The organism is Acinetobacter sp. ACNIH1 (assembly GCF_002934695.1).
Classification (GTDB): domain Bacteria; phylum Pseudomonadota; class Gammaproteobacteria; order Pseudomonadales; family Moraxellaceae; genus Acinetobacter; species Acinetobacter variabilis.
The window spans coordinates 221,072-239,280 of record NZ_CP026426.1 but is presented as its reverse complement, the minus strand read 5'-3'; the positions used below and the strand labels follow the sequence as shown (position 1 = coordinate 239,280).

15 protein-coding genes, 4 pseudogenes and 1 other annotated feature are annotated in these 18,209 nt (G+C 38.5%); of the genes and pseudogenes, 7 read left to right on the top strand and 12 right to left on the bottom strand.

Annotated features, from left to right (window positions below):
* Positions 1-4 precede the first annotated feature (4 nt).
* Positions 5-682 (top strand): type 1 glutamine amidotransferase domain-containing protein, encoded by a 678-nt coding sequence (locus C3F22_RS18090; protein ID WP_004761253.1) that lies wholly within the window; start codon positions 5-7, stop codon positions 680-682.
* A gap of 203 nt (positions 683-885) precedes the next feature.
* The gene (locus C3F22_RS18085) at positions 886-2,013 is read left to right on the top strand and encodes an alkene reductase (protein WP_004812143.1); all 1,128 of its coding nucleotides are present in this window, start codon (positions 886-888) and stop codon (positions 2,011-2,013) included.
* An 83-nt stretch (positions 2,014-2,096) separates the two neighbouring features.
* Here the strand turns inward: C3F22_RS18085 and C3F22_RS18080 are convergent, their stop codons facing one another.
* Complete coding sequence (locus C3F22_RS18080) at positions 2,097-2,327, bottom strand: hypothetical protein (protein WP_001087973.1); 231 nt, start codon at positions 2,325-2,327, stop codon at positions 2,097-2,099.
* 111 nt (positions 2,328-2,438) lie between these two features.
* Positions 2,439-3,047 carry a TetR/AcrR family transcriptional regulator gene (locus C3F22_RS18075; protein ID WP_004281836.1) on the bottom strand — a complete coding sequence of 203 codons (609 nt, stop codon included), beginning with the start codon at positions 3,045-3,047 and terminating at the stop codon, positions 2,439-2,441.
* A gap of 143 nt (positions 3,048-3,190) precedes the next feature.
* On the opposite strand from C3F22_RS18075, the gene C3F22_RS18070 reads away from it, so the two are divergent.
* Together C3F22_RS18070 and C3F22_RS18065 are read left to right on the top strand one after the other, a co-directional pair.
* Positions 3,191-4,210, top strand: coding sequence for an NADP-dependent oxidoreductase (locus C3F22_RS18070; RefSeq protein WP_004812144.1), 1,020 nt, complete (start codon positions 3,191-3,193; stop codon positions 4,208-4,210).
* 16 nt (positions 4,211-4,226) lie between these two features.
* Positions 4,227-4,865, top strand: a complete 639-nt coding sequence (locus C3F22_RS18065; protein WP_004812145.1) for a glutathione S-transferase family protein — start codon at positions 4,227-4,229, stop codon at positions 4,863-4,865.
* A gap of 557 nt (positions 4,866-5,422) precedes the next feature.
* On the opposite strand, the pseudogene C3F22_RS18060 reads toward C3F22_RS18065, so the two are convergent.
* The 10 genes and pseudogenes from C3F22_RS18060 to C3F22_RS18010 form a co-directional block, all read right to left on the bottom strand.
* A pseudogene (locus tag C3F22_RS18060) lies at positions 5,423-5,751 on the bottom strand (transposase); the annotation flags it as partial.
* 351 nt (positions 5,752-6,102) lie between these two features.
* Positions 6,103-6,588 carry a hypothetical protein gene (locus C3F22_RS18050; protein WP_004780074.1) on the bottom strand — a complete coding sequence of 162 codons (486 nt, stop codon included), beginning with the start codon at positions 6,586-6,588 and terminating at the stop codon, positions 6,103-6,105.
* Positions 6,589-6,644: 56 nt separating this feature from the next.
* Positions 6,645-7,919, bottom strand: coding sequence for an MFS transporter (locus C3F22_RS18045; RefSeq protein ID WP_004812146.1), 1,275 nt, complete (start codon positions 7,917-7,919; stop codon positions 6,645-6,647).
* Positions 7,920-7,991: 72 nt separating this feature from the next.
* On the bottom strand, positions 7,992-9,626 hold the full coding sequence (mqo, locus tag C3F22_RS18040; protein WP_004812147.1) for a malate dehydrogenase (quinone): 1,635 nt from the start codon (positions 9,624-9,626) through the stop codon (positions 7,992-7,994).
* A 435-nt stretch (positions 9,627-10,061) separates the two neighbouring features.
* Positions 10,062-10,244 (bottom strand): annotated as a pseudogene (locus C3F22_RS18035) (IS5/IS1182 family transposase); the annotation flags it as partial.
* A gap of 49 nt (positions 10,245-10,293) precedes the next feature.
* On the bottom strand, positions 10,294-11,280 hold the full coding sequence (locus C3F22_RS18030) for an IS110 family transposase (RefSeq protein ID WP_004812148.1): 987 nt from the start codon (positions 11,278-11,280) through the stop codon (positions 10,294-10,296).
* Between the two features lie 241 nt (positions 11,281-11,521).
* Positions 11,522-12,243 (bottom strand): annotated as a pseudogene (locus tag C3F22_RS18025) (IS5 family transposase); the annotation flags it as partial.
* Positions 12,244-12,401: 158 nt separating this feature from the next.
* The gene (locus C3F22_RS18020) at positions 12,402-13,184 is read right to left on the bottom strand and encodes a thioesterase family protein (protein WP_004780052.1); all 783 of its coding nucleotides are present in this window, start codon (positions 13,182-13,184) and stop codon (positions 12,402-12,404) included.
* A 137-nt stretch (positions 13,185-13,321) separates the two neighbouring features.
* Positions 13,322-14,158, bottom strand: a complete 837-nt coding sequence (locus C3F22_RS18015) for an SDR family NAD(P)-dependent oxidoreductase (RefSeq protein ID WP_004780050.1) — start codon at positions 14,156-14,158, stop codon at positions 13,322-13,324.
* A 14-nt stretch (positions 14,159-14,172) separates the two neighbouring features.
* The gene (locus C3F22_RS18010; RefSeq protein WP_004780048.1) at positions 14,173-15,084 is read right to left on the bottom strand and encodes an alpha/beta hydrolase; all 912 of its coding nucleotides are present in this window, start codon (positions 15,082-15,084) and stop codon (positions 14,173-14,175) included.
* A 147-nt stretch (positions 15,085-15,231) separates the two neighbouring features.
* Here C3F22_RS18010 and C3F22_RS18005 point away from each other — a divergent pair, with 147 nt between their 5' ends.
* From C3F22_RS18005 to C3F22_RS17990, 3 genes and pseudogenes are all read left to right on the top strand, one after another.
* The gene (locus tag C3F22_RS18005; RefSeq protein ID WP_004812151.1) at positions 15,232-16,239 is read left to right on the top strand and encodes an AraC family transcriptional regulator; all 1,008 of its coding nucleotides are present in this window, start codon (positions 15,232-15,234) and stop codon (positions 16,237-16,239) included.
* A 135-nt stretch (positions 16,240-16,374) separates the two neighbouring features.
* A pseudogene (locus C3F22_RS17995) lies at positions 16,375-17,604 on the top strand (IS3 family transposase).
* Positions 16,650-16,766 (top strand) — a sequence feature (AL1L pseudoknot). (Overlaps the previous pseudogene by 117 nt.)
* Before the next feature lie 150 nt (positions 17,605-17,754).
* Complete coding sequence (locus C3F22_RS17990; RefSeq protein ID WP_004780042.1) at positions 17,755-18,105, top strand: hypothetical protein; 351 nt, start codon at positions 17,755-17,757, stop codon at positions 18,103-18,105.
* The last annotated feature ends 104 nt before the right edge of the window (positions 18,106-18,209 follow it).

Here is an 18,209-nt window from a genome sequence, read left to right as displayed (position 1 = left end):
TAACATGAAAATTTTAATCGTTTTAACCTCACATGATCAACTTGGCAATACTGGTAAGAAAACAGGTTTCTGGCTAGAGGAACTTGCTGCACCGTATTACACCTTTATTGACTCTGGTGCTGAAGTTACGCTGGCGTCGCCTCAAGGTGGGCAGCCACCACTAGATCCGAAAAGTAATTTAGCCGATGCTCAAACTGAAACCACTCATCGTTTTGAAGCAGATCCAACTGCAATGCAAGCATTGGCACAGACGCATAAACTTAGCGAAATTTCTGTAGCTGATTATGATGCAGTGTTTTATCCAGGCGGGCATGGCCCATTGTGGGATTTAGCAGAAGATCCGATTTCAATTTCTCTGATTGAACAGGCGATTCAGTCTGGCAAACCTGTTGCAGCAGTGTGTCATGCCCCGGGTGTTCTTCGTCATGTGAAAGCGAGTAATGGAGCGCCTTTAGTTAGCGGTAAATTAGTGACTGGTTTCACCAATACTGAGGAGGCCGCTGTAGGTTTGACTGAAATTGTACCATTTTTAGTCGAAGACATGCTTAAAGAAAACGGTGGTCATTATTCTAAAGTGGATGATTGGCAAGTATATGTTCAAGTAGATGGCTTGCTGGTTACTGGACAAAATCCAGCCTCTTCTGCTGCAACCGCTACAGCATTACTTCAATTGTTGAAATAAAGAGTAGCTAGTGTCTGTTGTGGTGCTTAGCAGTGAATAAAACTTCTGACTTTGAGCAACTGGCTCAATAAGCAAAATAACCCTCATTTAATGGTGAAGGGCCTGAGTGAATAGCTTTTCTTCCTTTATTTTTCTATATACAGGAAGGAAGGGTATTTTTTTAGTTTAGATCAATTTAGTCATGATTACTTGGATACAATGACATGAAGACCAGCAAACTTTTTCAAAACTTAAGCTTAGGCCCTTATGTTTTACAAAACCGTATTGTATTGCCACCATTAACGCGGTCGCGCAGTACTCAGCCAGGGAATATTCCAAATGACTTAATGGCAACCTATTATCAACAGCGTGCCGGGGCAGGATTTATGGTCACCGAAGGTACGCAAATCGAGCCACGTGGTCAAGGCTATGCTTGGACTCCCGGTATTTATAGCCCTGAACAGATTGCTGGATGGCGTAAAGTGACGGAAGCAGTGCATGCTAAAGGAGGCATTATTTTTGCACAGCTTTGGCATGTTGGGCGTGTTTCACATACATCTTTGCAACCCGATCATGCATTACCGGTCGCGCCCTCGGCTATTAGGGCTGATAGTAATGTTAAAGTCTTTATTGAGACCGGGCCCAATGCAGGGACCTTGGCTGATCCTTCCATGCCACGTGCTTTAAGCAATGCAGAGGTTAAAGAATTAGTGCAACTCTATGCTCAAGCAGCACGCAATGCCTTGGCTGCTGGTTTTGATGGGGTTGAAATTCATTGTGCAAATGGTTATTTGGTAAATCAATTTATCTCTGCACATAGTAACCACCGTGAAGATGAATATGGTGGATCACTAAACAATCGTTTGCGTTTTTTACGTGAAGTAGTAGAGGCAGTTGCTGAGGTGGTTGGTGCAGATCGTTTAGGAGTGCGTTTTGCCCCGCTATTTGAAAGTACAGAGGAAGATCGTGTTTACATAGGGTTGGTTGAAGATGATCCACATGTGACTTATATTGAAGCCATAAAAATACTTGAAGAAGTTGGGATTGCCTATTTATCGATTGCAGAAGCTGATTGGGATAATGCACCAGAACTTCCTCATGATTTTCGTAGAGATGTCAGAGACACTTTCAGTGGTCGGATTATTTATGCAGGTCGATATACGGCAGAAAGAGGGACTCGAATTTTAGAGGCAGGACTGGCCGATTTAATTGCATTTGGACGCCCATTTATTGCGAATCCAGATTTACCCGATCGCATCGTTAATGGCTGGCCGTTGAATACAGTAGATGCAAGCACTATGTATGGTGGGACGGAAAAAGGCTATATTGATTATCCAGCTTACGCAGATTAATCTCGACTAAGTGAGTTATTTTGCCAACCACAAAGGTTGGCAAAATAAGGGCTTAGGATTGCTGTTGCCAGCACAATTTCTTGTTAAAACAAATTCTTAAAATTTTTTAGCTGTGTAATGAGCCAACCTGCCAGTGGGAAAGAAATCAGTTGCGTTACTGGCACTAATACTATGACTTCAATCAACACCATCATCGGGAAACTTTGATGCTGAGTAATTGGCTTTAATAAAGTGAGTACTAGTAATAGTGTGGGATATAAGCCTAAATATCCGACTAAAATACGAGTCATGAGGGCTTTAGAAGGAGAATTCATTGCACGCTATACTCATGGATTGTAAATCGATCTAATAGCAATACATGAATAAGTAATCATTGGGTTGCTATCATAAACCATTAATTATGTTGTTGATATTTAATTTAATTTTTATGAATCTTCACTTTTTAATAGAAATTTAGTTGCTCTCAGAGCTTGATGTAATGGCGTTTTATCTTTTTGCAACTTACTCAGTAATGCTGCACCTAACCACATTTGGTAAAGTACTTGTGCCAACGTCGAGGCCTCAGTATCTGCTTGGATAGACTGATCCTGTTTTCCCAAATCAATTAAAGCAGCAATCCGTTGGATTACATCATCGACGCCAGCGGACATAATGGAGCGCATATCTTCAGATAGATCGGCAACTTCTGCGGCAAGTTTCACAATTAAACAGCTATCCGCCCAACCACACTGTGTTTCAGGATCTTCTATCCATAAATTAAAATACTCAATCAGCTTTTGATAAGGGGATTTATCACTACGCCATACATCATTTAAACGGACTTGGTAATTATCTACATAATGCTGTACCAATTCACATCCGAAAGCTTCCTTGGATTGGAAATAATGATAAAACGAGCCTTTGGGGATCTCACAGCTCTGTAAAATTTCCTGTAATCCTACACCAGTAAAACCTTTATGCAAAATCAGGTCTGAACTGGTGTTAAGAATGTGTAAGCGCTTCGCTTCAGACTTTTTAATAGGAGTAGGCTTCATATTAATTATTTACTCTATTGTAAAAAATAGACCAGTCGTATTGTTTTTTATTATAACTCATCTACAATGGATGTAAAGAAATTTTAATCATAATTTTTGATTGTGAAGAGAAATACTTCTAAATAAAACATGGAGTTATATGTGTGAAAACAGTTATTAATCAACGTATCGTTTTAGCTCAACGGCCAGTCGGTGAGCCAAAACACAGCGATTTTCGTATTGAGCAAGTTGAGCTCAATGAACTTAAACAAGGCGAAATGTTGTTAAAGACCATTTACTTGTCACTCGATCCTTATATGCGTGGTCGCATGAGTGATGCTCCTTCATATGCAGCACCGGTTGAAATTGGCGAAGTGATGGTCGGTGGAACAGTCAGTCAAGTGGTAGCCTCTAAAAACCCAAAATTCAAAGAAGGCGAGTGGGTTCTTTCAGGAAATGGCTGGCAGGGATACGCAATTTCTAATGGGACTGCATGTCAAAGCTTAGGTATGCAACCTGAACATCCATCTTGGGCACTGGGTATTTTGGGAATGCCAGGATTTACTGCTTATATGGGGCTGTTGGACATTAGTCAGCCTAAAGCCGGTGAAACTTTAGTCGTTGCAGCTGCAACGGGACCTGTTGGTGCTACGGTTGGACAGATTGGCAAAATTAAAGGTTGTCGCGTGGTTGGCATCGCAGGTGGGTCTGAAAAATGTCGTTATGCAGTAGAAGAGCTCGGTTTCGATGCTTGTATCAATCATCATGATGAAAATTTTGCAGAACAATTACAACAAGCAGTTCCCAACGGTATTGATATTTATTATGAGAATGTAGGGGGTAAAGTGTTTGATGCGGTATGGCCATTGCTTAACTCTGCGGCACGTGTACCGGTGTGTGGTGTGGTTTCCCAGTATAACGCTACCGAGCAAGCACAAGGGCCAGACCGTTTACCGGGCTTTATTTCCACCCTTTTAAAAAAGCGTATTCGCATGCAAGGCTTTATTATTTTTGATGACTATGGCAGTCAGTATCCGGAATTCTATCAGCAAATGTCTGAATGGTTGAAAGACGGAAAAATCAAATATAAAGAGCATATGGTGCAAGGTTTAGATAACACGATCAATGCTTTCAATGGTATGTTGAAAGGCGAAAACTTTGGCAAAGTCGTTGTAAAAATTTAAAAAAATAGGAATTATCATGATTACACTACATCATTTAGATCAGTCACGTTCTTTTCGCATTTTGTGGTTACTTGAAGAAATCAAGCAGCCTTATGAGCTGAAACGCTATTATCGTGACTCAAACACGCATTTGGCCCCTGACTCTTTAAAAACCATCCATCCTTTAGGGAAATCTCCAGTATTGGAATGGGATGGCAAAGTTATTGCAGAGTCAGGCGCAATCATTGAGTTATTAATTCAGAAACTTGCGCCGCATTTAGCACCAGATATGGATGAACCTACCTATGTCGATTATCTACAGTGGATTCATTTCTCAGAAAGCTCGGCCATGCTGCCATTTTTGTTAAAAACGTTTAATGCGATAGAAACCAAGCAGGGTACGAAGTTGGTATTTCTAGAAAATTATACTCAAGTTGAGTTCGATAAAGTATTTAGCTATTTAAATGAATATTTAAAAGATAAAGAATTTCTAGTGGCAGACCGTTTAACCGGTGCTGACTTTATGATGGGCTTTGGACTACATGCTTTAGTTTATCATATGGGACAAGGTGAAAATTATCCGCATATCCAACGTTATGTAGCAGGTTTAAGCCAACTACCTAGCTGGCAAGCCGCAGTACAAATTGAACAAAATGGTGTGAAAAGTCAAAAATAGCAAGATTGTTTTTTTAAGGCAATTGAGAAAAAGAATCATGATTGACAAGTACATCTGGTTATAAAATAAGCTGACATTTAGTTAAAGTAAACGCCTAATGAATTTCATCGGGCGTTCTTTATTTTAAAGATAAGGAATTACCATTATTTAAGACAAGTTTCGCCTATTCTTTCACTGCAAATTCCTATCAAAAGGGCTTGAATATCACGTTGGTTACGTTGAAAGATATAATCAACTTTTGAAAGAAAAGTGACTAACGCACGGCAAGATTAAATTATTCCTCGGGGGATTGAACAAGTGATCTACATCATTTTACTAACATAAACACATATACGTAAAAATCACGCCCCAGTTTAACTGGCAATAGTTTTTGAACCCTTGTATAAAAGCTTAAACGAATCTAGCAAGTCTTTATTTAATGTCAATACTCATCCAGTATTGAGGTTTTTTATCTTTTCTTGCCTGTGATCTAGGTTGTAATACTCTAATTTCATACTCACCTGAAGCAGGTAAAATATAAAGACCATTATTATCAAGCTCTGGAGAATATTCTCCAAGATTGCAATATCAATATGCTTTTGTCTTCTACAAAGCGTGGTGTACGAATATCACTGATATTCGGGGCTGCTCATCCGCAAAGTTTAATCATACTTTGCACAAAGCCTGTGACCATACGTAAAGACAGACGGAATAAGGATTTAATCATTAAGCAGCATTGGATGGCTGCGTCGGAGTAGATTTGATTTCGTCCTAGTTTGCCTTTTGATGGAGCATACCATTGCGTAGCAGGATCAAACCAAATGGCAATGTTTCCGCAATGAATGCGTGCTCTGTTATATGCGGACCAATTGGTTGTGCGGTAAATTTTATGTGTATGCTTCTTCATTTGAAAATTATATTGCTGAAAAAGCCCTTAAGAACATCTTTGTGCAACAAAGCCGTTCGAGATTGTTATGATCTTTTTTGACGGAGAACAAATTTTCCCTGATCAAGCAAATAACTTTAAAATTTTCTTAATGAGCAAGATGGCCAATACTTATTAGAAGAAAAATCTTTTGTTTATGATGCTGAAAATGATCAATTTCTAGAATCTGATATACAGGCATTTTATTCTCTTTCGTCTGCAATTCCAGACTAGCAAGACCCGCCTTTTAAAGGCAGTTTTCCTATGTAATAACATGATAAATCAGAATTAGGATTGTAAATTTTTCACCCACCGAATTTTTTGTGCCAGCTGTTATAATGCGCCAAATTGCTGCCAAGTCTCATCATTATGTAAAGAGTCATAATAATTTTGCAGTTCTACTAAATCATAATATTGAATATAAGCTAATAGTAATAGGCCGAGGATCAGTCCAACTTTAAGACAACTAAGTCTATTTGGCTTTCTATATAAATTATCTATTCCAAAGGCAGTTAAAATTAAAGCAGGAACCAATACAATTGTTTTTAAATGGTTTAGAAAGTGAATTCCATGTGTATACAATAACCCAATAATAAGCAAAACTAACCCTAAACTGGTGTAAATACGGTCATGCAGAGAAGTGCGTAACGCGAAATTACATTGAAAAGCTAAAATAAAAGTTGCAAATAAATAAAAACCAGTTCCACCAATAATGAACGTATAAATTGCATTGAATAGGCAATAAGCCAACAGCACTGATAGTACGAAAGAATAGAGTTTGGTATAGAGAATATGTGAAAAGGGGAAAATCTGTTTCATAATTTGCTCTATTGAAAACTCACATCATATTAAAAGAAGATTTGAAGCTTAACATGCTATTCACTTTTTGCCACTGTGGCATGTTTTTTTAGTGTTGGAGATGGCTTGAATAAATGTCGCGTACGAGTAAAGCTTAGAACACAGATTATTAAACACAGCGTCCCTCCAATAAGTACTGCTGACACCACAGAAAAATAGCGCGTCATCAGGCTCATGTGTAGGGCACCGAGCTGATTGCCTGAAGTGACTAATATGCCATTTAAAGCCGCTACACGCCCTAATAGTGCTTTTGGGGGGAGTTGCTGTAATAAAGTTTGTCGAATGACCATGCTGATGCTATCAAAGGCACCGATTAAAACAAGGAAGAAGACTGAGAGCCAAACATGGGAGGATAGTGCAAAGGCTAAAGTACACAAAGCAATTGCAAAACTACTATAGAGCATATTTCTCCATGCATTTTGCATCGGAGAATAACAGGTCAACATCAACATCATGATACAGGCGCCAATAGCTGGTGCAGCTCTGAGTATACCTAAGCCTTCAACACCAAGATGCAGGATATCGTGTGCAAAAATAGGCAGTAAGATAATGACACTACAAAAAAGCATGGCGCCGAGATCCAGCAACATACTCCAAAACATTAGTGGATGTTTAAAAATAAACAAATAGGCTTCTTTCAAACTTTTGCTTAAATGCTGTTTATGGGGGCTAGGGAATTGACGAGGACTTAATCCGAATAAGCAGATGCTACCCACGCAACACAAGAAAAAAACAATAAAGAAGGTTTTTTCAAGCCCAAGTTGGCCGAGTAAAAGTCCTGCGCATAAAGGTGCTAAAATGCCGCCTATTTGCCAAATGAGCGCGGTCCATGTGGCTGCATTGCTATAGGCTGACTCGGGGGTTAGAAAAGGGCGTAATGAATTAAATGATGGGCTGTAAATGCCTCTAAGTATGCCTAAGCAAAAGATGAGGCTATAAATGCCGCATAAAAGTGTATTTTGTTGAATGTGCTGTTGTTGATACTGAGAAAAAAGAACAATAAATAATAATGGAATTAAAGTGCTACAGCTAAAACTCCACTGCACAATTTTTTGTCGGTTATAGCGATCAGCCCAGTCGCCACTGATCAGGGAGAGGCAAATAAAGGGGAGTAACTCAATTAAGGCAATCATGCCAAGGCTGAGTGGATTTTGAGTGAGTTGATAGATACTATAGGCAATGACGACTTCTTGAATCATGATGGTTAGAATTAAGCACAACTGATTGACACTCAGAAGTGAAAAATCACGTGAACGAAAAGCCAAAAAAGCATCGGAATGGAAAAGCGACATAAATAGAATAGTTTCAAATATGAATTAAAAAAGGATGGCGCAAAGTCCATCCTTTTTAGGGTTTAAAGCAGATTACTGTGCTTTTGCTACCGCAATAGTTTCGTCATTTGCAGCTTTAGCCATAGGTGTATATTTCAAACCAAGGGTTGTGCTGGTGTATTGGCGAACTTGGTCAAGAAGCACAGGATTAGTGCTGAGTTCTTGTTGGTACGATTTTACAATTTCATGTAATTTCGGATTCCATTTACCTGCTACTTGCTGAGGGAATGCTTTTTCAAGCAAGCTCAACATAATATAAGGGGAAGTTGAAGCACCAGGAGACGCACCTAATAGGGCAGTCACAGCACCATCTTGTGATGCAAAAATCTCGGTACCAAATTGCAAGCTTGCAGGTTTGCCTGGTTCTTTCTTAATGATTTGAACACGTTGACCACCTTGATTCATGCGCCAGTCTTCTGGTTTTGCATCAGGATAGTATTTTTTCAACTCATTAAAACGGTCTTCATCGGTCATCATGACTTGGCTAACTAAATATTTCACCAAATCAAGATTTTCCATACCTACAGCGGTCATTGGTAAAACGTTGTTCTTAGTGGTTGATTTCAATAAATCAAGCTGAGAACCTTGTTTTAAGAACTTGTTTGAATAAGTTGCAAATGGACCAAACAACACATATTTTTTACCGTCGATATAACGTGTATCAATATGTGGAACAGACATTGGCGGTGCGCCTAATTCAGCACGACCATAAACTTTTGCAGTATGACCTTCAGTGACTTTTGGGTTGTCGGTCATTAAGAACACGCCACCTACAGGGAAGCCAGCATATTGCTTCGCTTCTGGTAAGCCTGTCATTTGTAAAAGTTTAACCGCTGCACCGCCTGCACCAATAAAGACAAATCGCGTTTTCACGTGATCTGTTTTCCCTGTAGTGAGGTTTTTAAATGCAACAGTCCACGTTTTATCATCGTTTTGGCTAATGCCAGTCACTTCAGTCGATGTTTGTAACTGGAAATTAGGTTGTTTTTTAAGGTGATCGACCAATTGAGTGGTGATTGAACCATAGTTCACATCCGAACCTACATCCATGCGTGTTGCAGCTACTTTTTGTGCAGCATCACGGCCATTCATCACCAATGGTGCCCATTGTTTAATTTCAGCAGGATTCTCAGAGAATTTCATGCCATAAAACATTGGGTTTTTAACCATTGCAGCGTAACGTTTTTCGAGGAAATTCACGTTATCACCCCAAACGAAAGCAATATGCGGTACAGGGTTGATGAAACTATTTGGTCGTCCCAAAACACCTTCTTTGACTTGATAAGACCAGAACTGTTTTGCAACTTCAAATTGTTCAGCCACTTTTACAGCTTTGGTAATGTCCATTTTCCCATCTTTTTCAGAGGTGTAGTTCATTTCCATAAAGCCAGAGTGACCTGTGCCAGCATTATTGAAGCCGTTAGAGCTTTCTTGTGCAACTTTGTCTAGGCGTTCATACATGCGAATTTGCCAGTTTGGCTCAAGTTCACTAAGATATGTGCCTAGGGTTGCACTCATGATGCCACCACCAACTAAGACTGCGTCAACGACAGGCTCATTGCTGGTGTTTTGAATTTTCTTAGACGCGATAGGTCTAAATAAAAAGATTAGTGCTGCAATAATAAGCAGAACGATGAATACCAATAGGTATTTTAAAAATTTGTTCATGCGATTATGACCATGGAGGGCAGGTTTGGATCGCTTTATAGCGAAGACAAGAATAACAATTATGGTGATAGGAACACTTGTAAAGAATTAGCTTAGAGAATTGAAGTAATACTCAAAATTACAAGTATGCAAAGATTAACGTTCGAAGCTATCACACATTTTTGATTGATGGATATTTTAGACTAAATATGTATTGACTTAGTAATTTTTATTGTAAATGAACATAATTAAAATATAAATACCAATGATGTTTATTCTTGTTTATTGGTTTTTATTTTAATTCAATATCTGGTTTAAAAAAAATCAGATGTTGAATATTTATACAAATACTCAGTAATTTATTAAAAAGAAGCTTATAACTTGTTTCAAGGTTACTTTCCAACGGCTTTATTGCACAAATATTTGAAAGGCAAAGCGCCCCTAATTGAGCCAAATTTAAGGCGTAACTTGGGTAAGTGGTCGACCTAATTCCGTAAATCTATTAAGGACTGCTACACGTGCATGAAGCTCATTGACTTGGCTATCAAAACTTCTTGTACTGAGTTTATCTCCTAATAATTTAATGCAGCGCATCTTAGTTTCAACTAAACTTCGCCGATGATAGCCTGACCATTTTTCCATAGTGTCTACCTGAGATACCGTCTTGGTAGTCAATCAGGTTTTGAGATTATTCGACCACTAAATAATCTCTTTGATAGGCAGTCTGATGTTTTAAAACGCCATAACACAGATGTATAAGCTTGCGCATTGCAGCACCTAAAGCACACATTTTATTTTTACCCTGGCTTAATAATCGTTGATATAAAGCTTCAATGTGTGGATTATATTTAATCGCTGTTAATGCCGACATATACAATACTGAGCGTATTTTACTGTCACCTGCTTTTGATAAGTGACTTTGCTTGTTGACTGAACTGCCAGACAACTGATGTACTGGAACCAAACCTACATATGCAGCAGCTCGACTTGCTTTTTCAAACTTGTGCGAATGAAATAACCCCAACAGTAATAAGTCTGATCGTTCACCGATTGACGGAATAGTTTGCAGTAATTTCAAATCCTGTTTCAATGTTGGATCTTGATCTATGTGATTATTTATTAACTTATCAATATTTTCAAGTTGCTGATTTAAATACTCAATATTCTCTTCAAGTAATTTGATCACAACAACGGAGGTATGAGTGGACTGCGCCTTTTCAAGTCGATTCTTTTCCTGCAATAGACTACCTAGATAGACATCTCGTCTGCCTAGTAAAGCTTTTAATAATCTGACATTTTCAGGTTCAGGCTGCCATATGATTAACTTTGCGGTGTAACCATAACGTGAAAGAGCTTCACTATCAGCTTTATCCGTTTTATTTAGCATGGACATGGCTTTGGCAAAGGCTCTTACTCGTGAAGGATTAGCCACACAAACCTTTACACCTGCATCATATAGATAATATCCCAAATTCTCATGATAAACCGAAGTCGCTTCCATGATTGCTGTCACTTGATCAGGTTCAATTTTAAGAGTGATGAGCCATTTGAGCAGACTGCCAAAGCCACTTTCTGTATTGGTAAATATTTTATTTTTTCTTTTTCCAGTCAAACCTTGAGGGAAAATGCAACAATCTATTTTGGTTTTACTGACATCAATACCTAGCATAATCATGGTGATATTCCTTGAGTTTAAGCTATGATTTTTATCCCATTAACCATCATCTTACCTTGTGAATACAGCATCAAAGTGCTTAGTTACCGTTCAGAGTTGTATGAGGGATAAGGGCAAATTGTAGGTTTTATCTCAGATTCAAATTTAAGATTTTAGCAGCACTCCAAACTCTACAATTTGCGTATAGTGGTAGCTAATCACTATATCAATCAAGATACAAGAAGCACTGCTTCGCTAGATTAACTGTTCGGAGTAATTCATTTCGCTCTAGCGAGCTACTCTTTGTATCTTTCCATGGTTTCGCATTTTTCTAGGTGGAATCACCGCATGCGCTTGCCGATCTGCAATGACCTGATGGCATTGCTTGGTGTCATAAGAGCCTTCAGTATAAACAGAGTCAATCCGCTCATCTTGTGGAATTTGATCAAGTAAATCACCAAGAACCTGTGAGTCACTGACATTATTTGTTGTAAGCTGAACTGCACGTATTTGCAGTGTTTCAGCATCTATACCTATGTGCAGTTTACGCCATTGTCGTCGATATTCAGGCTGATGCTTCTTACGTTTCCATTCACTTTTACCTAAAAAACTCAAGCCAGTAGAGTCAACGAGTAGATATAGTGCATCACAAGTTTTTTGATAGCTAATCGCAATATCAATATGCTTTTGTCTTCTGCATATGGTCGAATAATCTGGGCCGTCCCATTTAAGCCAGAGAGTTTAATCAGACTTTGCACAAAGCCTGTGACCATACGTAAAGACAGATTAAAAAGTGATTTGATTATTAAACAGCATTGGATGGCTGCGTCGGAGTAGATTTAATTTCGCCCGTGTTTACCGATACGGAGCATACCATTCGGTGGCTGAATCAAACCAAATGGCAATGTTTCCGCGATGAATGCGTGCTCGGTTATATGAAGACCAATTGGTTGTACGATAAATTTTAGGTGTAGGCTTATTCATTTGAAAATTATATTGTGGAATAAGCCTTAGAGATAGGTTTGTGCAACAAAGCCAGTAGCAACTATAAAGAGCTCATCGAATGATTTATGTAAAGTATCATTATTTTCAATAAAAAATTACTTTGATTACATTCATCATTAAAACTAAATAAATAAAACTCAAGCAAAAATGGCAACAGTTTGAGTTCCAGATAAAACCAACTCCCCTTTTTCATTCCACGCATGCATCATTTGATAAGAATATCCTTGATCAGAAATCAAGCTAAATGACTTCAAAAGATACCATTCGCTATGTTTAGCAGATTGTGCAAAATCGACAGCCCAATTCATTGAGCTAATAGGTGCTGGAGTCTTGAAACAAGCCATTGATGCTGGTGGGAGACAATCTCCGATAAGTAGTAATGCAATTTCAGGTGATATAGAAGTTGCGTCCTTTAGATGTACCCAAGCCAGTAATTCTGGCGTTTCGGAGTTAGATACCGGTGTAGATTGACTGACAAACCGTACACCAAAATTATCGAAAAAATCTGGAACAAACATTTCCTCAGGTGGAGGTAAATATGCTTCAGGACGGTCTACCTGTGGCATTTTAATATGATTGTGCTGAATTGTACTTTTTCTGGGCGCAGCAAAAATAAAACCTGTTCTGAGCACGAGTGCATCATGAACACGCGCATCAACAGCAATCTGTGTCGCGGACTTTCCTTGACGTAAAATTTCAGCATGAAATGTCACATTTTCAGTGACCGGGCCAATAAACGCAATTTGCGCACTTTTTAGTGGAGGAAGCCCCTCTGGAAATTCCTTTAATGCAATCTGCAAAGCCAATGCTGCTGAAAAACCACCATAGGCAGTTCTTCCCTGTAACCAATGTTTTGGCGGTGTATACGGTGTTTCAATGGTGAGACCGTCAAATATATCAGCTAATTTCGGCATGTACATGCGAGTATCCTTACTTATAAATCAAACTTATGTCGACGGATTTTTTTTAAGACAACATATATGGGTTTGAGTTGCATACACAATAGAAAATCACAGACTATTCTCTAAAAAATAATCTATGATTTTGTTATATAAAATCATTTTTTTAATGCTGCAAGCCGAATCGCTTCAATGACGTCCTCGTTTTTAAACCCAACTCGTTCTATAAATCCACGGAAAAGCCCAGGTGTACGAGCAACAAATCCATTTTTCTTCGGAACTACGACAAATTCACGGCGATTTTCTACAGCATCAACAATTGCATTGACCACTTCTTCAAGTGCAACCATTTTCCATAAGCCTGTTTGGTTACCGCCCCAAAGTTTCAGACCGGCCGGATCATCAAAAGTTTGATCCATCAACGGCGTATGAAAGAAAGTAGGATGGACACTGCCAACTCCGACATTAAGATGTTTAAGCTCCATACGAATACTGTTGCTTAAAGCCCAAACACCAGCTTTGCTTGCACAATAAGATGACTGTAACGGTGAATGGAAAAAGGCAGCCAATGAAGAGATTGCTAGTAAATAACCTTGCTGCTTTTGCACGTAAGGCAAACCTGCTTTAAATGTTCGCCATACACCATTTAAATTAATATCCATTACTCGATCAAACCGTTCTGGACTTGCACTTTCAATTGGTTCAAAACAGGTAATACCAGCATTGGCAATCACTACATCAATCCGGCCAAAATGTACTGCAGCGCTATTAATAGCATTCTGAAGACTTTCCATTGAACAAACATCGGCTTGCCATGCCTTGGCAATGGTATCTCCGCCAAGTGATGTAGCCTGTTTGTCTGCTGCTTCTAAATTAATATCCAATAAGGCCAATTTAGCTCCTTTCGCTGCAAAAGCAGTTGCCAAAGCTGAACCTAAACCACCTGTAGAGCCAGTAATTAAAATTACCAATCCATCTAAGTCATATTTTGCCATAATCAATTCCTTTTTTAATTTGCTGAAACAGTCCGGTTAAGAAAATCAATTTGATCGTGAATGACTTTTTCAAAGCCTTGATTCACATAGATATCAAAATGACCTTCTGAATAGATTTTGATTTCTTTTTGTGGTGTTTTTTGAGCATGTTTTAAGGTGGTTTTTGCTGGAGCAACGCTATCTGTTTCACACACACAAAATAGCACTGGGCATTGAATTTTTGAGGTGAATTTACCCGGAAAATATGTCAGTAGATCGAGCGCAAATCGAGCTGCTACATAATTTCGAAATTCTGAATTTTCAGGTACAAGCTGTAGATATCCATCCTCACAATCTTTGGCTGTCATTAATGCCGCACTGTGCGGTTTCCCAGCCGATGCAACCATAATAGGTTTTGCACCAAAAATAGCACCTATTCGATCTGTTAAAGCAAGTGCAGTAACTTTAATTGAGCTGATTGGACTGGTTGCTAAGCTAGAAGCTAAACCATCTGTAAATGGGCATTGAGATATTACTGCTACAATTGAATGATCATTTGCAGCAGTAGTAAGAACATGCCCACCACCAAATGATGTCCCCCAAATCACAATTTTAGATTGAACAACATCTTTCTGAGTACGAACAAAACTCAAGGCTGAACGCCAGTCCTCCAATTGCTTATTGATATCCAATAACTGGCGAGGTTCACCACCACTTGTACCAAAGTGACGATAATCAAAAAGCAAGCATCCATATCCTGCCTCAACAAATCTTTCAGCATAAGCAGGCAAGCGCATCACACGGACTGAGCCTAGGCCATGTCCCATCACAATGATCGGATATGGTCCATTTGTAGTGGGTTTATAAAGCGTTCCACTGCAATAAGAGTTTCCAGATTTAAATTGTATTTCATTGATTTCTGGCTTCTTAGTATTTTTTACTGCCATTTTGCACTCCATTGAAACAACAGATACCGTTCATTACTGCAACGAATGATGCAAAAGATATTGAATGAAAATGAAGCTTTTAGCTTGACTCTTAATGACAGCCTACTTGATACTTCACGCCATAAAGCTAGAAACTCAGGTTAATTAATGAGCAAACCAATCTATAGAAAAATGATTCCTGAAACATACGTGCATGTACTCTATGACTATCTTGAAGCAAAAAAAATAATCCCAGACGAAATCTTAAAATATCCTCGCCCACAACCTCTTACAAACGCTTTAAAAGGTATTTCTATTGAATTATGGGAACAATTACTTTCACGTGCTGCAATCGCCCTAGCTGATCCAATGTTAGGTTTACATCTTGGACAAAAGATTACTCCAAGGCATCTTGGCGTTTTGGGCTATGTATTATTAGCTTGCGACAATCTTGCTTCGGCTTTAGAAAAACTGGAAAAATATCAAAGGTTAATATTCGATGTGATTCCAATGATTACACGAGAAGGTCCAGATTGGGTGGAATTAGTTTGGGACACCACCTTATACAAACCAGATTTATTGGTTGATGAAACAGGTATTACTGTCATTATGCAGTTCTGTAGAAGTTCCGTTCAGAAAAATATTACACCTATATTTGTACAATTTATGCATGATTGTCCTGATGATTTGATGCAGTACGAGCAATATTTTGGTTGTCCAGTTTTATTTAATCAATCTGAAACTGTGATACGAATTAGTAAAGAAACTCTAGAGCTCCCAATAAAGACCTTAGACCCAAGTCTATTAACAATTATAGAACAGCATGCAAACCAGCTATTGGAGCAATTGCCCAAGGAAGAGCCAATAATTGAGGCAGTGCGTAAAGCTATCGCACATCAATTGCCACATGGTGAACCAACAATAGAACTTATTGCAGAAAAACTTTGTCGTTCACCTCGTACACTTCAACGAAAGCTTCAAAATGCCAATACAAATTTTCGCAATGAACTTAATATAGTCCGCCAAGAACTGGCAGACTCATATTTAAAAAATACAGATATACAAATTGCTGATATTGCATTAATGCTTGGATATTCTGAACATAGTGCTTTTACTCGGGCATATAAAGCCATGACAGGTGTTTCACCGCAACAAAGCAGAGATCAAGTTTATTAATAGGGAAAAATGAGAAGCATCTCCTACTTATTTTTATTTATGCAATTGAATAGTTACAGCTATATCAAACTGAACCGTACCGGGTTTGTCGGAGAGTCAATATTCTGAGTGAGAAGCACTGCTTCGCAAGGTTCGATGACAAAATTAAAATATACCCCTGAAATCAGAGAAAGAGCGGTTCAATTATTGATTGAATCCGAAAAAGATTATCCATCGAATTGGGCTGCAATCACAGCAATTGCGCCTAAGATTGGTTGTACTCCTGAAACACTTCGTGCCTGGCATCAAAAGCATTTAGATCAGCAAAATCCTATTAAAGTACAACAGATATCTGATCAAGAAAAAATGAAGCAAATGGAACGTGAAATTAAAGAATTAAAGCGTGCTAATGAAATTCTACGTAAAGCAGCCGCTTTTTTCGCCCAGGCGGAGCTCGACCGCCCACACAAATAATGGTGGATTTTATCCATAACAATAAAGATCGATATGGTGTTGATGCGATTTGTAGGATTTTACCGATCGCAGCTTCAACCTATTACCGAACTTTAGATCTCGCTGACAATCCAGAACATCGAGCGAAACGTGCTCTGCATGATTTACATCATGCTGAACAAATTAAACGAATTTGGAAAGAAAGTTCAGGTCGATATGGTGTGCGTAAGGCCTGGCAACAATTGAAACGTGAAGGTTATGTTATTGCACGTTGTACAGTTGCTCGATTGATGCAGAAGCTAGGTATACAAGGTGTTTGGCGTGGTAAGAATAAACAAACCACCCGTAGCCGAGATGACCAAAAACGAGCAGATGATTTAGTGAAACGTAATTTTAATGCTGATCATCCTGACCCTTGCGAAGCAGTGCTCAGGTCGATGACTTCACGTATATTCAAACTCATTCAGGTTGGGTCTATACCGCCTTTATTATTGATGTGTTCTCACGAGCAATTGTTGGATGGAAAGTATCAACACGTATGAATATAGATATGGTGCTCGATGCACTGGAGCAAGCATTGCACGATTGAGGTATGCCAAGGAATGTGGTTCATCATTCCGACAGAGGGGTTCAATACCTTTCCATTCGCTATACCAATCGTTTAGGAGCAGAAAATTTACGAGCATCAATCGGTACAACGGGGATTCATACAATAATGCTTTGGCTGAAACAGTGAATGGCTTATACAAAACAGAGATGATTGAATATTTAAAAGCAGATTGGCAAGGTTTAGCAGATGTACAACTTGCGACACTAAACTGGGTAGATTGGTTCAATAAAAAGCGTGTACACAGTGCACTGGGTTATGTATCACCTTTTGAGTTTGAAGCAATGTACTATGATAAGATTAACCCGTTAGATCAGGTGGCCTAACTTAAATAAAAAAATCTCTGATAAATCCGGTGAGGTTCAAAATGCGATTTATGGCTTTTTTATGTAAAAAAAAGTAATATCTGTTTTATTATTAAATTATAACAATTAGTATAAATATACCTATGATTTACAGATGAAAAAGGTATTTAAATGAAATATTTTTTAAGTTTAACTTTGTTAGTTTTAGCAATGACTGGGTGTACTTCGAGTTCAAAGACTGAAACTTTACAAGATAAGGCTACAAGAAATACTTCAGCTGATACGCAGGTCCTTAAATTTTCTGGTCCAAATGGTTTATTAATTTTTCTGAAATCATCGGATAACTTTGAAACTGCTTTAATGACTGATAACTCAGGCATGGTATATCGTTTAAAGCAAACAGTTGCTGGTAGTGGTATTCGTTTAGCTAATAATAATGGAGTTTCAATTCACTTTAAACGTGGTGAAGGGGTTGTTGAATTTGTAAAAGACCAGCCAATCAGCATTACTGAAGTAAAATAATAAGGTTTAAACTTTAAGAGAACCCTACACCATAATCTGCATACCGAAAGTTGGACACTATTCCTTGAAATGTGGTCAAACATAATCAAGGACTAATTCGCACT

Excerpts from the sequence above, each read along its gene's own strand:
- C3F22_RS18090 (WP_004761253.1), top strand. The coding sequence starts at position 5 with ATGAAAATTTTAATCGTTTTAACCTCACATGATCAACTTGGCAATACT.
- C3F22_RS18085 (WP_004812143.1), top strand. The coding sequence starts at position 886 with ATGAAGACCAGCAAACTTTTTCAAAACTTAAGCTTAGGCCCTTATGTT.
- C3F22_RS18080 (WP_001087973.1), bottom strand. The coding sequence starts at position 2,327 with ATGAATTCTCCTTCTAAAGCCCTCATGACTCGTATTTTAGTCGGATAT.
- C3F22_RS18075 (WP_004281836.1), bottom strand. The coding sequence starts at position 3,047 with ATGAAGCCTACTCCTATTAAAAAGTCTGAAGCGAAGCGCTTACACATT.
- C3F22_RS18065 (WP_004812145.1), top strand. The coding sequence starts at position 4,227 with ATGATTACACTACATCATTTAGATCAGTCACGTTCTTTTCGCATTTTG.
- C3F22_RS18050 (WP_004780074.1), bottom strand. The coding sequence starts at position 6,588 with ATGAAACAGATTTTCCCCTTTTCACATATTCTCTATACCAAACTCTAT.
- C3F22_RS18045 (WP_004812146.1), bottom strand. The coding sequence starts at position 7,919 with ATGTCGCTTTTCCATTCCGATGCTTTTTTGGCTTTTCGTTCACGTGAT.
- mqo (WP_004812147.1), bottom strand. The coding sequence starts at position 9,626 with ATGAACAAATTTTTAAAATACCTATTGGTATTCATCGTTCTGCTTATT.
- C3F22_RS18030 (WP_004812148.1), bottom strand. The coding sequence starts at position 11,280 with ATGATTATGCTAGGTATTGATGTCAGTAAAACCAAAATAGATTGTTGC.
- C3F22_RS18020 (WP_004780052.1), bottom strand. The coding sequence starts at position 13,184 with ATGTACATGCCGAAATTAGCTGATATATTTGACGGTCTCACCATTGAA.
- C3F22_RS18015 (WP_004780050.1), bottom strand. The coding sequence starts at position 14,158 with ATGGCAAAATATGACTTAGATGGATTGGTAATTTTAATTACTGGCTCT.
- C3F22_RS18010 (WP_004780048.1), bottom strand. The coding sequence starts at position 15,084 with ATGGCAGTAAAAAATACTAAGAAGCCAGAAATCAATGAAATACAATTT.
- C3F22_RS18005 (WP_004812151.1), top strand. The coding sequence starts at position 15,232 with ATGAGCAAACCAATCTATAGAAAAATGATTCCTGAAACATACGTGCAT.
- C3F22_RS17990 (WP_004780042.1), top strand. The coding sequence starts at position 17,755 with ATGAAATATTTTTTAAGTTTAACTTTGTTAGTTTTAGCAATGACTGGG.